This window comes from Methylobacterium soli (genome assembly GCF_008806385.1).
In the GTDB taxonomy this organism is placed as follows: Bacteria; Pseudomonadota; Alphaproteobacteria; order Rhizobiales; family Beijerinckiaceae; genus Methylobacterium; species Methylobacterium soli.
Genome location: NZ_VZZK01000001.1, coordinates 43663 through 58062, shown reverse-complemented (window position 1 = coordinate 58062; position 14400 = coordinate 43663). Strand labels below are relative to the sequence as shown.

Annotated in this window: 9 protein-coding genes; 5 read left to right on the top strand and 4 right to left on the bottom strand. The window is 69.8% G+C overall.

Annotated features, from left to right (window positions below):
• Positions 1-5: 5 nt before the first annotated feature.
• Complete coding sequence (locus tag F6X53_RS00260) at positions 6-1139, bottom strand: M23 family metallopeptidase (RefSeq protein ID WP_150996036.1); 1134 nt, start codon at positions 1137-1139, stop codon at positions 6-8.
• 138 nt (positions 1140-1277) lie between these two features.
• Positions 1278-1745, bottom strand: a complete 468-nt coding sequence (locus F6X53_RS00255; RefSeq protein WP_150996034.1) for a peroxiredoxin — start codon at positions 1743-1745, stop codon at positions 1278-1280.
• A gap of 138 nt (positions 1746-1883) precedes the next feature.
• Between F6X53_RS00255 and F6X53_RS00250 the strand changes: the two genes are divergently transcribed.
• Positions 1884-5330, top strand: a complete 3447-nt coding sequence (locus tag F6X53_RS00250; RefSeq protein ID WP_150996032.1) for a YhdP family protein — start codon at positions 1884-1886, stop codon at positions 5328-5330.
• A 48-nt stretch (positions 5331-5378) separates the two neighbouring features.
• Here the strand turns inward: F6X53_RS00250 and tyrS are convergent, their stop codons facing one another.
• Positions 5379-6656: a tyrosine--tRNA ligase gene (gene tyrS / locus F6X53_RS00245; RefSeq protein ID WP_150996030.1), complete on the bottom strand. Its 1278-nt coding sequence runs from the start codon at positions 6654-6656 to the stop codon at positions 5379-5381.
• Positions 6657-6817: 161 nt separating this feature from the next.
• On the opposite strand from tyrS, the gene F6X53_RS00240 reads away from it, so the two are divergent.
• The 3 genes from F6X53_RS00240 to ribB all read left to right on the top strand — a co-directional run bounded on the left by F6X53_RS00240 (position 6818) and on the right by ribB (position 10273).
• Positions 6818-7951 (top strand): anhydro-N-acetylmuramic acid kinase, encoded by a 1134-nt coding sequence (locus F6X53_RS00240; protein WP_150996028.1) that lies wholly within the window; start codon positions 6818-6820, stop codon positions 7949-7951.
• Positions 7952-8058: 107 nt separating this feature from the next.
• Complete coding sequence (gene aroC, locus F6X53_RS00235) at positions 8059-9162, top strand: chorismate synthase (protein WP_150996026.1); 1104 nt, start codon at positions 8059-8061, stop codon at positions 9160-9162.
• Between the two features lie 31 nt (positions 9163-9193).
• The gene (gene ribB, locus F6X53_RS00230; protein WP_150996024.1) at positions 9194-10273 is read left to right on the top strand and encodes a 3,4-dihydroxy-2-butanone-4-phosphate synthase; all 1080 of its coding nucleotides are present in this window, start codon (positions 9194-9196) and stop codon (positions 10271-10273) included.
• A 21-nt stretch (positions 10274-10294) separates the two neighbouring features.
• Here the strand turns inward: ribB and F6X53_RS00225 are convergent, their stop codons facing one another.
• On the bottom strand, positions 10295-11296 hold the full coding sequence (locus F6X53_RS00225) for a helix-turn-helix domain-containing protein (RefSeq protein ID WP_150996022.1): 1002 nt from the start codon (positions 11294-11296) through the stop codon (positions 10295-10297).
• Between the two features lie 247 nt (positions 11297-11543).
• Between F6X53_RS00225 and F6X53_RS00220 the strand changes: the two genes are divergently transcribed.
• Positions 11544-14396, top strand: a complete 2853-nt coding sequence (locus F6X53_RS00220) for a flagellin N-terminal helical domain-containing protein (protein WP_191970640.1) — start codon at positions 11544-11546, stop codon at positions 14394-14396.
• The last annotated feature ends 4 nt before the right edge of the window (positions 14397-14400 follow it).

Here is a 14400-nt window from a genome sequence, read left to right as displayed (position 1 = left end):
CACCGTCAACGGGCGTTGAACTGCCAGGCGTCGAGCTGGGCGCCCGCGCGCAGGAAGCGCTGCGGATCGACGGGCTCGCCGTCGATGCGCGTCTCGTAGTGGAGGTGGCTGCCGGTGGAGCGGCCGGTCGAGCCCACATACCCGACGATGTCGTTGGCCCGCACCCATTGCCCCGGCGCGACCCCGAGGCGGGCGAGGTGGGCGTAGCGCGTGACCACCCCGTATCCGTGGTCGAGCTCGACCATGTTGCCGTAGCCGCCCGCGATCTCCGCCGCCGTCACCCGGCCCGGCGCCGTGGCGCGGGCCGGCTCGCCGGTCTCGGCCTTGAGGTCGAGCCCCGTATGCAGCGCGAGGCCGCGGGTGAAGGGATCGAGCCGCGTCCCGAACCCGCTCGAGACGGCGTGCTCGCCGAGGATCGGCCGGCGCAACGGCAGGGCGCCGGCGACCCGGCGCAGCCGCGCCTCGTCGCCGGCGCTGCGCTGGGCCTGCGCGAGCCCCTGCGCGAAGGGATCCGAGCTGATCGGCACCAGGGGGCCGCCGAGACCCGGCATCGGGCGCTCGAACCGCGCCGGATCGAGCCCGGTCCCGGCCACGAGGCCGCGCAGGGTTTCGGCCCGGCGCGCGGCGCTCCGGGCGACCCGATCGAAGCTGCGCGCCTGGACCTGCGCCGCGGCGTCGAGGCGGGTCTCGAGCGCCGCGAGGCGGGCGCCGATCTCGCGGGCGGACCGGCGCTCACGCTTCGGCGCCGTCTCGGTCGTGCGCAGCGCCAGGGGCTCCGGCTCCCCGAGGGATCCGGTGACGCCCGGGTCGCCGCCGCCCGTGGATGGGGGGGCCTCGCCCGTGAGCTCCGCCAAGGCCGCCTGCCTGCGCGACAGTTCCTCCTGGCGCTCGGCCAGGACGGAGAGGCGAACCTCCACGGCCTCGCGGGTCAGCGTCCGGTCCGATGCGGCCCGGTCGAGCTTGCCCTGGAGGTCGGAGAGCCGCGTCTCGTAGGCGGATTGCGCCAAAGCCTGGCGTGCCAGGAAGCGCGCCAGCACCTCGTCGTGGAAGACCAGGAAATAGCTCGCCGCGACGGCCCAGGCGGCCGTCAGGGCAAGGCCGCAGCCCAGGACCAGCGTGGAACGGCGGGGGTTTGCCATCCAGCGCGGGAGCGTCGTCGCGGGAGCGGCACAGGAGGGCATGGGATCGAACCCGGATGGCGTCCCGCCATTAGGCCCCGCGTAAGGTTAACGAACCGAGAAGGCGCGGGCGCACCGTCCAGGCGATGGCGGCGCGGGTCAGGCCAGCGCGCGCGCGGCGGCCAGAACCTCCTCCGCATGGCCTGGCACCTTCACCTTCGGCCAGATCTTGGCGATGCGGCCCGCACGGTCGACCAGGATCGTGGTCCGTTCCACGCCCATGTACTTTCGGCCGTACATGCTCTTCTCGACCCAGACGCCGTAGGCTTCGAGCATGGTCTTGGCCTCGTCCGAGGCGAGCGGGAAGGTCAGGCCGTACTTCGTCCGGAACTTGTCGTGGCTCTTCACGGAATCCGGCGAGACGCCGATCACCCGCGTATCCGCGGCGCCAAATTCGCCCAGCAGGCCGTTGAAGCCCTGTGCCTCGAGGGTACAGCCGCTCGTGTCGTCCTTCGGATAGAAGTAGAGCACGATCTTGTGACCTTTGAGGCCATCGAGGGAGATTGTCTCCTGGCCCGCCCCCGGCAGAGCGAAATCCGGAGCCTGATCGCCTTTGTCGAGGGGCATCATGCCTTCCTTTCGGCTGATTGCTGGTATGCGGTGAGAAACGCCATCCGCGCGACGCGCCGACAGGTGCCGACATAGCCCGGAAGACCCCTTCGCTTTACGGTGAGCGGTCGCTCCGATCCAGCGGTCAAGGTTTAAATGGTTGAGGAAACGGACCAGGGACTTCGCCCGAAGCCACCGGCCCGTCGCTGGCGCGGGGTCTGCCTCTGGACGGCCCTGTCGCTGGTGTTCCTGCTCGGCCTCGGCGCCGGGCTCGGGGTGCTGCGCCTCGCCTCCGGGCCGCTTCACGTCGACGGGCTCTCGGAACGCGTCGCCTCGGCCATCGCCGACCGGATCGGTCCCGGCTGGCACGTCTCGCTGCGCGACAGCGCGGTCGAGCTCGACAGCGAGCGCTCCCTCGCGCTCCGGGTCGCCGGGCTCGACATCCGCAACCCGCAAGGGGCCCTGGTGGTGCGGGCGCCCCTCGCGGTCGTCAGCCTGGACACCTGGGGCCTTCTGCGCCTCGCGGTTCAGCCCCGCTCGATCGAGTTCCGCGACCTGCAGATGACGGCGCTCGTCCACCGGGACGGCTCCATCGCCTTCGGGGCCTCCGAGCCCGCGCATCAGGGCGAGATCAAGCCGCACACGCTGCCGAGCGTCGACCCCGCGCGGGGCAGCGTCTCGCCGCTCTCGGCGGCCGTGGCCTCGATCTTCGGCGTCGTCCTCGATTCGGCGGGCGTCGTCGGCGCCCTCGACCGGGCCCGCATCACCGATGCGCGCCTGACGCTGATCGACGACGAGGCCCGCGAGCGCGCCGTGTTCGAGCACGTCAACGGCCTGTTCGGGCGCGACGCCACCCAGGACGCGCGCATCTTCGAATTGCGGATCGACGGGCCGCGCGGAGAATGGCGCTTCGGCGGGACGCTGCGCGAGGCCGGCGGCGCGCGCCGGACGGGCATCATCACCCTCGACGACCTGCCGGTGACCGACCTGCTGCTGCTCTCGGGCCAGTCGCGGCTCCCGGTCACGACGGACCTGAAGCTCTCGGCCAAGGCCGATGTCGCGATCGATGCCGGCCGCATCGAGGGCATGACGGCGACGCTCCACACCAGCGACGGCAATTTCCTGATCGAGGAGAAGGATTTCAATCCCGTCACCATCGAGTCCGTGAAGGCCAGCGCCAGCTGGGACGAGCGGGCCCGGGTGATGAAGCTCGATTCGCTCGATTATCGCGGCGCCGGCAACGCGGTGCGGCTCTCGGGCGCCTGGACCGAGAGCCCGGCCGGCGCGGCGAACGACTGGACGGCCACGCTCGCGAGCCGCGACGCGGTCCTGCGCGGGGCGAGCCCCGGCGACAAGCCGCTGAAGATCGCGACCATCGACGCCCACCTGACCGGGCGCGCCGGCGGGATCGCCATCGACGACCTCAGCGTCAGCGGCGAGGGCGTTCAGGGACGCATCACCGGAACGGTCGGAACCACGGGCGACGATGACGGCCTGACCCTCCACATCACGGCGGCCAACACCGAGGCGCGCACGGCCCTGCGCCTCTGGCCCGAGCACATCGCCCCCGCCGCCCGAAACTACCTGGTGGACGAATTGCGCGGCGGCCGCGCCGATTCGGTCGACATCACGGTCGACATGTCGGCGGCCGAGCTCGCCGCCGCGACCAAGGGCGATCCGATGCCCGACAACGCGGTCCACATCGCCTTCGCGGTGTCGGACGCGGCGCTGACCGTCACCAACGACGCGCCCCCGCTCACTCGCGGGCGCGTCAACGGCGTCATCACTGGCCGGACCACGACGATCCGCGGCGTCACGGCCGATATCCGGATGCCGGACGGCCGCGCCCTCGCCATCTCGGACGGGACCTTCGTGATCCCGGAGATCACGCCCGACAAGGTGGTGGCGCAGATCGGGCTGCATCTCGGCGGCGGTGCCGACGCGCTCGCCGCCCTCCTGCAGACGAAGATGTTCAAGCCCCTGGTGAGTGCCGACCTCGATCCGGGCGCCGTGAAGGGCAATGCGGACCTGCGCATCGACTTCCCCCTCAACCTCAAGCACATACCCGACCTGCCCGACCTGCCCGTCACCCTCACCGGGACTTTGACGGACCTCGCGGTCGACAAGGCCTTCGGCAAGGAGAAGCTCGAATCGGGGAAGTTCGCGGTGACCTATGACCGCAACGGCTTCGGGCTGAAGGGCGACGGTCGCATCGCGGGTTCGCCCGTGGCGATCGACCTGCGCCAGCCGCGCGCCGGCGGGGCCGGCGAGGCCCTGGTTAGCCTCACCCTCGACGAGGCGTTGCGCGCCAAGCGAGGCCTCCCGGTCTCGCCCCAGCTCACGGGCGCCATTCCGGTGAGGGCCGTGGTTCCGATCGGCCGCCCGGCGCGCACGCCGATCAAGGTCGAGGCCGATCTCGCCCGGGCCGGCATCGACGGGCTGGTACCGGGCTTCAGCAAGCCCCCCGGCAAGCCCGGCCGTCTCAGCTTCGCGCTGATCGACGGCGGCCCGGGCAACGGCTTCGACCTGCGCGACATCGTCCTGGATGCGGGCCCGGCCAGCGCCCGCGGCAACGCCGCGATCAGCCCCGAGGGCAACCTCGAACGGGCCGAGCTCTCGACGCTCAAGCTCTCGCCCGGCGACGACATGCGGGTCGTGGTCGATCGGAGCGGCGGCGGCTACCGCCTCGCCGTGAAGGGCGCCGTCGCGGATGCCCGCCCGTTCCTGCGCTCCCTCTCCGGGGGCGACGCCAAGCCCGGGAAGGACAGCCCGAAGGACATCGAGGCCGACATCGCCCTCAACATCCTCACGGGCTTCAACGACGAGGCCCTGACGGGGGCGACGCTCAAGCTCTCCCTGCGCGGGCGCGAGGTGCGGTCGGCGACCTTCCAGGGCCGCTTCCGCTCGGCCCCCTTCACGGCGAACATCACGCGGGGCGAGCGCGGCATCCCGGTCCTCGCGGTCGAGTCCCTCGATGCCGGCGCGACGCTGCGCTTCGTCGACATCTACAAGCGGATGTATGGCGGCAAGCTCGCGCTCAGCACCTACATGAATGATGGCCCGCAATCGGGCGTCATCCAGATCCGGAGCTTCACGCTGCGCAACGAGCCGGCCCTGTCGAGCATCATGGCCCAGGGGCCGGCGAGCAGCGAGGTGGTCGATGTCCGTGGCCGCAAGCGCGTGGTGCAGGGCCAGGGCAGCGAGGTCACCTTCGACCGGATGCGCGCGAACTTCGTGCGCAACGGCAGCCGCGTCGATTTCACCGATGCGGCGATCTCGAACGCCGTGATGGGCTTCACCCTCTCCGGCTATCTCGACACCGGCAAGGAGCGCACGGACATCAACGGCACCTTCGTGCCGCTCTACGGCCTGAACAACGTGGTGGCCCAGGTGCCGCTCTTCGGCCCATTGCTGGCGGGCGGCCACAATGAGGGGTTGTTCGCCGTGAACTTCCGGGTCTCCGGCAAGCTCGCCGCGCCGGACGTGAGCGTGAACCCGCTCTCGGCGGTGGCGCCCGGCTTCCTGCGCAAGCTGTTCAGCGCCGGCGGCGGCAGCGACGCCTTCGCGGACGGCCTCTCGGGCAATCCCGCGAGCGACCGGTAGGGGGGCGCTCGCGCGCCCCTACCAGCCGCACTCCACCCGCGTCTGGGCTCACTCCGCCCGCAGCAGCACGTGCTTCTTGCGGCCGAAGGAGAGCTTGATCACGCCCTCCGGGTTCAGGTCTCCCGAATTGAGGACGGCGCGCTCGTCGCTGACCGCCACGTCGTTCACCCGCAGGCCGCCGCTCTTGATCTGGCGCCGCGCCTCGCTGGTGGAGGGCACGAGCCCGGCATGGGCCGGCCCGAAGGCGGTGAGGATCCCGAGACCCGCCTCGAGGAGATCGCGCGCCACCGTGACGGTGGGCAAATCGGCCGCGAGCGTTCCCTCCACGAAGGTCTTGCGCGCGGTCTCGGCCGCGGCCTCGGCCGCCTCCCGGCCATGCATCAGGGCGGTGGCCTCGGTGGCCAGCACCTTCTTGGCCTCGTTAATCTCGGCGCCGCCGAGGCCACCCAGCCGGGCGATCTCGTCCATCGGCAGCAGCGTGAACAGCTTGAGGAAGCGGACCACGTCCGCATCCTCGGTGTTGCGCCAGAACTGCCAGTAATCGTAGGGGCTCAGCATCCCGGCATCGAGCCAGACGGCGCCGGCCGCGGTCTTGCCCATCTTGGCGCCCGACGCCGTGGTGAGGAGCGGGCAGGTCAGGCCGTAGAGCTGCGGCGTGCCGAGGCGGCGGCCGAGATCGAGGCCGTTGACGATGTTGCCCCACTGGTCCGAGCCGCCCATCTGCATGATGCAGCCGTAACGGCGGTTCAGCTCCACGAAGTCGTAGGACTGGAGGATCATGTAGTTGAATTCGAGGAAGGACAGTTCCTGGTCGCGTTCCAGGCGCATCCGCACGCTGTCCATCGACATCATGCGGTTGACCGAGAAGTGGCGCCCGATGTCGCGCAGCATCTCGATGTAGTTGAGCTTCGTCAGCCACTCGGCATTGTCGACCATGATCGCCGCGTTGCCGCCCTCGCCGAAGCTGAGGAAGCGCGCGAAGGTCTTCTTGATGCCCTCCTTGTTCTCCTCGATCTGCTCCAGGGTCAGGATCTTGCGGGTCTCGTCGCGCCCGGACGGGTCGCCGACCCGGGTGGTGCCGCCGCCCATCAGGGCGATCGGCTTGCCGCCGGTCTTCTGCAGCCAGTGCAGCATCATGATCGACAGGAGATGGCCGATATGGAGCGAGGCCGCCGTGCAATCGTAGCCCACATAGGTCGTGAGCCGCCCCTCGCGCGCGGCCGCGTCGATGCCGGCGAGATCCGAGGTCTGGTGGATGTAGCCGCGCTCGCCCAGGATCTGCAGGAAATCGGATTTCGGCGCGAAGCTCTCGGTCGGGCTGGTCATGGCGGCGTTCGGGTCTCGGGTTCGGTGCAGGGCGTGTGGCGGGGCTTCGGCGAGGCTTGAGCGCGCGACAGGGTCGGGGCGCCCGTGCTAGCTCCTGCGCTTCGACACATTGCGCCGGCTCTTAGCAGGGCGCCCACCGAAAGGCACGGGGGCGGTTCGACATGACGATGATGCGCGCGATCGGGCTGATGAGCGGAACCTCGCTCGACGGGGTCGACGTCGCCCTGATCGAGACGGATGGCGAGACCGTCAGCGTCGTGAGGGGCCACAACAACTTCCTCGAGCCCCTCGGGCCGACGGGCTATCGCGGCTATTCCGACGACGAGAAGGCCCTGCTGCGGGCGGCCACCAAGGATGCCGAGAGCGTCATCGCGCCGGGCGACCGGCCCGGCCGGCTGCCGGAGGCCGAGGCCTTCGTGACCCGGGCGCATGCGGAGGCCGTGGAGCAGTTCCTGGCCGACCACGGGCTCGCGGCCTCCGAGATCGACGTGATCGGCTTCCACGGCCAGACCGTGATCCACCGGCCCGACCACCGCCTCTCGATCCAGGTCGGCGACGGCCAGGCGCTGGCCAGCCGCCTCGGCATCCCGGTGGTCTCGGACCTGCGCCGGGCCGATATCGACGCGGGCGGCCAGGGGGCGCCGCTGGTGCCGATCTTCCACAAGGCCCTGGCGCAGGCCTCGGGCTTCGAGGGGCCGTTCGGCATCCTCAATATCGGGGGCGTGGCCAACGCCACCCTGATCGATTCGAAAGGTGGCATCATCGCCTTCGATACCGGACCCGGAAATGCGCTGATCGACGAGTGGATGCAGGAGCGGGAGAACAAGAACCTCGACGACGGCGGCCGCACCGCCGCCCGGGGCCGGCCCGACGAGCCGCTCCTCGCCTGGCTCCTGACCCACCCGTTCTTCGTGCGCCGGCCGCCGAAATCGCTCGACCGGAACTGGTTCTCGCACAAGCTCGCGGGCCAGCTCTCCACCGAGGACGGGGCCGCGACGCTCACCGCCTTCACGGCCCGGGCGGTGGCCCGCGCCCTCGACCACGCCCCCGAGATCCCGACGCGCTGGATCGTGGCCGGGGGCGGGGCCCGCAACGGCGAGCTGGTGCGCCTCCTGAACTACCACCTGCGCGCCGAGATCACGACCGCCGACGCCATCGGCTGGTCCTCGGCCTATCTCGAGGCCCAGGCCTTCGCGCATCTCGCCGTGCGCTCGCTCCGGGGCCTGCCGATCACCTTCCCGTCGACCACGGGGGTGCGCGAGGCCATCACCGGGGGCGTGCTGGCGCGCCCCTGAGGGACCGCGACGGCGCCGGGGCCGGGCGCGCCGCCGGGGAGGGTTTACGCGGCGTGCCCCGGTTCGGATTTGTGGGCCGGGCGATCCCGCGCTAGAGCGGTGCCGCCATGTCGCACAACAGCTTCGGCCACCTCTTCCGCGTCACCACCTTCGGCGAGAGCCACGGGGTCGCCCTCGGCTGCGTGGTCGATGGCTGCCCGCCCGGGCTGCCGCTCGAGGCCGAGGAGATCCAGGCCGAGCTCGACCGGAGGAAGCCCGGCCAGTCGCGCTTCACCACCCAGCGCCGCGAGCCCGACCAGGTGAAGATCCTGTCCGGCGTGTTCGCGGATGACCGCACGGGCGGGCGCCAGCTGACCACCGGCACGCCGATCGCCCTGATGATCGAGAACACCGACCAGCGCTCGAAGGATTATTCCGAGATCCGCGACACCTACCGGCCGGGCCACGCCGACTACACCTACGAGGCGAAATACGGCTTGCGCGATTATCGCGGCGGCGGGCGCTCCTCCGCCCGCGAGACCGCGGCCCGGGTCGCCGCCGGCGCCATCGCCCGCAAGGTGCTGCCCGCCGGCGTCCGGATCCGCGCCGCCCTGGTGCAGATGGGCCCGCACGCGATCGACCGGGCGAACTGGGACTGGGACGCGGTCGGCCGCAACCCGTTCTTCTGCCCCGATGCCGAGGCCGCCGCCCGCTACGAGACCTATCTCGACGCCATCCGGAAGGACGGCTCGTCGGTGGGCGCCGTGATCGAGGTGGTGGCCGAGGGCGTGCCCGCGGGCCTCGGCGCGCCGGTCTACGGCAAGCTCGACGCGGATCTCGCGGCTGCCATGATGTCGATCAACGCCGTCAAGGGCGTCGAGATCGGCGACGGCTTCGCCTCTGCGGCCCTGCGCGGCGAGGACAATGCCGACGAGATGCGGGCGAGCAACGACGGCACGCCGGTCTTCCTGGCCAACCACGCGGGCGGCATCCTGGGCGGCATCTCCTCCGGCCAGCCGATCGTCTGCCGCTTCGCCGTGAAGCCGACCTCCTCGATCCTGACGCCGCGCCGCTCGGTCAGCCGCGACAACCGCGACGTCGACCTCGTCACCAAGGGCCGCCACGACCCCTGTGTCGGCATCCGCGCCGTGCCGGTGGCCGAGGCCATGATGGCCTGCGTGCTCGCCGATCACTATCTGCGTCATCGGGGACAGGTCGGCACCCCCGCCTGATCCGCCGCAGCCTTCCGAAGAGACCAAGCCCGTGCCCCATTCCAGCGTCACCGAGGCCATCGAGGCCTTTGCCCGCGGCGAGATCGTCGTCGTCACCGATGACGACGACCGCGAGAACGAGGGCGACCTCGTCGTCGCGGCCTCCCTCTGCACGCCCGAGAAGATGGCCTTCATCATCCGCAACACCTGCGGCATCGTCTGCGCGCCGATCACCCTTAGCGAGGCGCGCCGGCTGCGCCTCGACCCGATGGTCGCCTCCAACGACGCGCCGCTCGGCACCGCCTTCACGGTCACGGTGGACGTCAAGCACGGGCTCACCACCGGCATCTCCGCCGAGCAGCGCTGCAACACCGTGCGGGCGCTCGCCAACGGCAACATGGGCGCGGCCGATTTCGTGCGGCCGGGCCACGTCTTCCCGCTCATCGCCAAGGATGGCGGCGTGCTGATGCGCTCCGGCCATACCGAGGCGGCGGTCGATCTCTGCAAGCTCGCGAGCCTGCCCCCCGTGGGCGTCATCTGCGAGCTCGCCAACGACGACGGCACCGTGATGAAGGGGCCGCAGATCGACGCCTTCGCCGACCAGCACAACCTGAAGCGCGTCTCGGTGGCGGACCTGATCGCCTACCGGCAGGCCCGCGACAAGCTCGTGGAGCGCGTCGGGCATTTCCCGGTCAAGACCGAGTTCGGCGACCTCACCGGCTACGCCTACACCACCCCCTTCGAGAGCATCCAGCAATTCGCCTTCGTGCACGGGCGCATCGGCGACGGGCGCGACCTGCTGGTGCGGCTGCACCGCTCGAACGTGGTGGCGGACGTGATCGAGGGCGGCGCGCAGATCGCCTGCGTGATGCGCCGCTTCGCCAAGGAAGGCCGGGGCGTGCTGGTATATCTGCGCGACGGCACCGCCGGCGTGCCGCTCTCGCGCTTTTCCGAGGAGGAGGGCACGGAGGCCCAGCGCGTGCGCCAGTGGCGCGAGGTCGGCCTCGGCGCCCAGATCCTGCGCGACCTCGGCGTCGTCTCGATCCGCAACCTCTCGACCTCGTCGCGGGCCTATGTGGGCCTCTCGGGCTTCGGCATCGAGATGTTGGGCGACGAGCCCCTCGACGGCTGAGGCGCGCCGGCCGGCGCAGGCTCAGAGGTCGCGGATCCACGACAGCAGCAGGGCGCCCTGCTCGTGGTGGACCTCCGGCCGGAAGGTCGCGTCGACGTCGCGCGGGTTCACCCCGTATTGGCGGCGGAAGGCGCGGCTGAAGGTCTTCTCGGAATCGAAGCCGCAGGCATAGGCCAGGGTCGAGATGCGGGGGCGCGGGCCGCGCTCGAGGCCCGACAGGACGCGCATGGCCCGGGCGAGGCGGCGCCCCCGGATGTAGCGCGCCACGCCGCCCTCGGGCGCGAACAGCTCGTAGAGGGGCGTGCGCGACAGGCCGAACCGCGCCGTCAGCATCTCGATGTCGAGGCTCTCGGACCCGAGATTCTCCTCGATGAATTGCCGGATCGCGACGGCCAGCACCGTCTCGCGGTCGTGGGCGCTGTCCGTCGGCGCCGTGAAGGCGGCGTTGCAGAGCGCCAGGGTCGCCGAGACCACGTGGTCGAGCCGCAGGGCGTCGGCATTCTCCAGGCAATGGCGCATCGTGCGCAGATGCGCCGCCAGGAGCTTGAGCAGCGGGTTCTCCCGCGCCGGAAGCGCTGCCGCGTGGAGATTGGCGATCTCGCCGACCCGCGCGTCGAAGGCCCGTCGGGGGAGGCACAGGTTGATCCCCGTCAGGCCCCGGGAGGCGAAGCGCGCCTCCTGCGAGAGGTCGAACACCACGAAGGAACGCGCCCGGATCGGCACGTCCCCGCCGCGGGTCTGGAGGCTGGTCTCCCCCGACAGGCTGAGATGCAGCAGGACATGGTCGATTGTCTGGGCCGCGATCTGGGTGCGGCTGCGCTCGACGCTCTGGGCCGAGGCCTTGATCGCCCCGAGCAGCATGCGGTCGAGGTGATAGCAGCGCAACCCGATATCGCTCGGGAAGGGCGTGGCCGGGTCCACGCGCGTATCGAAGAATGGCGCGATCACGCCCCGCCAGACGTTCAGCCGGGTTTTCTCATCCTCGATTTGTGAAAGACGCGGATCGACGACTTTGAATTGCATAATTCCAGCAGGCGTGGCGCGTCTGTCGCTCGAACAACGCGAGAGACCACGTTCGCATGCCGTCGATCTGATAAAAGGTCGATCACATCCCGGCTATACAACCACAGTACGAAAAGTATCTTTTACAGGACAAATTGTACCCTCAACTCTGCGAGCAATCCTGGGCATTTAGCTTCGGATAAACTGCGGACCCTCACCATCTGGACTGTCTTTCACCCGAATGACGCAACCAGAAGGGTTACGCATCATGTCCTCCAGCATCACGCTCTCGGCCGCCACCCGTCAGAACCTGCTCTCGCTGCAGGACACGGCCAACCTCCTCTCCACCACCCAGAGCCGCCTCTCGACCGGCAAGAAGGTCAATTCGGCCCTCGACAACCCGACGAACTTCTTCACCGCGCAGTCGCTCACGGCCCGCTCCAGCGACCTCAGCTCGCTCCTCGACGGCATCTCGAACGGCGTCCAGGCCATCCAGGCGGCCAACCAGGGCATCACCTCGATCCAGAAGCTGATCGACACCGCGAAATCGACGGCCCAGCAGGCCCTCGCCGACAAGAGCGGCGGGACCGGCGCGGTTCTCGGCGGCACTGCCGCGCAGGTCGCCACCGTGGCCGGAGGCGCCAGCTACGCCAGTCTGAACGGCAGCACGAACGGCACGCAGGATTTCTCGTCGTTGACGAACGACGACGCCTCGATCGACATCTCCCTCGACGGCGGCGTGAGCAAGACGACGATCCGGCTCGACGCCACGACCCTGAAGAGCGTGACCTCCGACCTGACGAAGGTGACCGCGGATCAGATCATCTCGGCGATCAACGGCCAGATCCAGGCATCCTCGCTCTCCGGCAAGGTCGTGGCCAGCCAGACGGCCGACGGCAAGATCGCGCTCGCCGGCACCGCAACGGGCAGCAGCAGCCAGATCAAGGTCAACGGGTCCGCGAACGCGACGCTCGACATCGGCTTCGGTGTCTCGACGACGCCGCCGACGGCCGTCACCGTCACGGCGGGCGCGGCGCTCGCCGCCAACACCGATTTCTCGAAGGGCCAGTTGTCGTCCCTGACGGTGTTCGACGGCAACAAGACCGTCAACATCGACCTGTCGGCGACGACGGCCGTCGACAACACCGGCAAGACGCTCGGGACCAACCCGGCGGGTGCGACGCCCGAGGACATCCTCGCCGCCGTCAACAAGAAGCTTTCCGATGCCGGATCGACGATCACCGCCTCGTTCGTGGACGCGACCAACAACAAGACCCTCAAATTCACGTCGCAGGACGTCGGCCCGGATACGCAGCTCTCCGTCATCGCAAGCGCCCAGACGGCCGGTGGCGCGACGGGCCTCGGATTCTCGACCTTCACGCCGGTCGCCAGCACCGCCGGCCCCGCCGCCACGGGCATCGGGACGCGGGTCGACGCGACGACCGGCACGAAGTCCTCGATCGCCGGCACCGCGAACCTCGCGGCCACCTACGACCTGAGCGGCGGACAATCGACGGTCCTGTCGGTCGGCGACGGCACCAACACCAGGACCATCACCATCAACGCCGCCAACCTCGGCAAGACGACCGCCACCACCGCCGACATCACCACCTACATCCAGGGGCAGCTCGACGGTGGCACCGCCGTGGCGGTGGACGTCTCGGGCACGGCCGGAAACAAGCTCACGTTCCAGTCGAAGGCGAACAACGTCAACATCACGGTCACCGACAGCGCCGACACCCTCGGGTTGCTCGGCACCCGGGCGACGACGACCGGTGCGGCCACGGTCGCCACGCCCAACGTGGATCTCACCGGCGGCAAGGCGGTCTCCTTCTCGGTGGGTGACGGCACGAACACGAAGAGCTTCACGATCGATGCGACCAGCCTCGACAAGAACGGCGTCGCGCTGGGCACCACCGCCACGCAGGCGAAGCTCATCGAGGCGATCAACGTCAAGCTGAAGGACACGACCGGCGGCGCGCAGTCGATCGCCGCGACCGCCTCCATCGCCGGCAATGCCATCACGTTCAGCTCGGACAATGCCAAGTCCACGTCGGGGCCGGCCCCCAGCGTCACCGCCTCGGTGACCAACGACACGGTCGGGATCGGCTTCGGCACGAAATCCAACAACAACGGCACCCGCGCGGGCGGCGCCGGCGCCCCGGCGGCCGGCCTGACCGGCTACGGCCGCGATGCGAGCGACGGGTCGTCCTTCGCCAAGATCACCAGCACGGTGACGACCCCCGCCTCCTTCGCCGCCAACGCCTTCTCCAACGGCTCGTTCAGCCTCACCCTGGGCAGCGGTCAGACGAAGACCATCACCCTCGACAGCAGCACCCTGACCACCACCGGCACGGTCACCCAGCAGAACATCGCCGACGCGATCAACACGCAGATCAACGCCGATACTGGCCTCTCCGGGAAGGTCAAAGCCAGCTACGTCAACAACAACCTCACGATTCAGACCACGGCCTTCGGCTCCGACCAGAAGCTCACCCTCAAGTCGGCCGGCACCACCGATATCGGCCTCGGTCTCGCGTCGAACGGCACGACGTTTACCGCGCAGGGAACCGACGTGGGCGGCGGCAAGGGCGCGAGCTCGACCCGCTCCACGCTGGCCGATCAGTTCAACAAGATCCTGCAGCAGATCACCCAGCAGGCTCAGGACACCGGCTACAACGGCGTCAACCTGCTCTTCCGGACCAGCAGCAACGCGGCCGACAACACCCTGCACATCACCTTCAACGAGAAGGGCACCTCGGCCCTCGACATCTCGGGCGTGCGTTTCGACGCCACCGGTCTCGGGCTCAATGCCGTGTCGAACGGCTTCCAGTCCGACGCCGACATCAACACGGCCGTCGCCAGCCTCAACGCCGCCACCAGCACCCTGCGCACCCAATCCTCGACCTTCGGCTCGAACCTCTCGGTGGTGCAGAACCGGCAGGAATTCACCAAGAACCTGACCAACATCCTCGACACGGGCGCGGCGAACCTGACGAACGCCGATCTCAACGAGGAGGCGGCGAACTCGCAGGCACTCTCGACCCGCAACTCGCTGGCGATCTCGGCCCTGTCGCTCGCCAACCAGTCGCAGCAGGGCATCCTGCAGCTCCTGCGCTGAGCGC

What these genes read in the sequence shown, in the direction of transcription:
- F6X53_RS00260 (WP_150996036.1), bottom strand. Translation starts at nt 1,139, where the DNA reads ATGGCAAACCCCCGCCGTTCCACGCTGGTCCTGGGCTGCGGCCTTGCC.
- F6X53_RS00255 (WP_150996034.1), bottom strand. Translation starts at nt 1,745, where the DNA reads ATGCCCCTCGACAAAGGCGATCAGGCTCCGGATTTCGCTCTGCCGGGG.
- F6X53_RS00250 (WP_150996032.1), top strand. Translation starts at nt 1,884, where the DNA reads ATGGTTGAGGAAACGGACCAGGGACTTCGCCCGAAGCCACCGGCCCGT.
- tyrS (WP_150996030.1), bottom strand. Translation starts at nt 6,656, where the DNA reads ATGACCAGCCCGACCGAGAGCTTCGCGCCGAAATCCGATTTCCTGCAG.
- F6X53_RS00240 (WP_150996028.1), top strand. Translation starts at nt 6,818, where the DNA reads ATGACGATGATGCGCGCGATCGGGCTGATGAGCGGAACCTCGCTCGAC.
- aroC (WP_150996026.1), top strand. Translation starts at nt 8,059, where the DNA reads ATGTCGCACAACAGCTTCGGCCACCTCTTCCGCGTCACCACCTTCGGC.
- F6X53_RS00225 (WP_150996022.1), bottom strand. Translation starts at nt 11,296, where the DNA reads ATGCAATTCAAAGTCGTCGATCCGCGTCTTTCACAAATCGAGGATGAG.
- F6X53_RS00220 (WP_191970640.1), top strand. Translation starts at nt 11,544, where the DNA reads ATGTCCTCCAGCATCACGCTCTCGGCCGCCACCCGTCAGAACCTGCTC.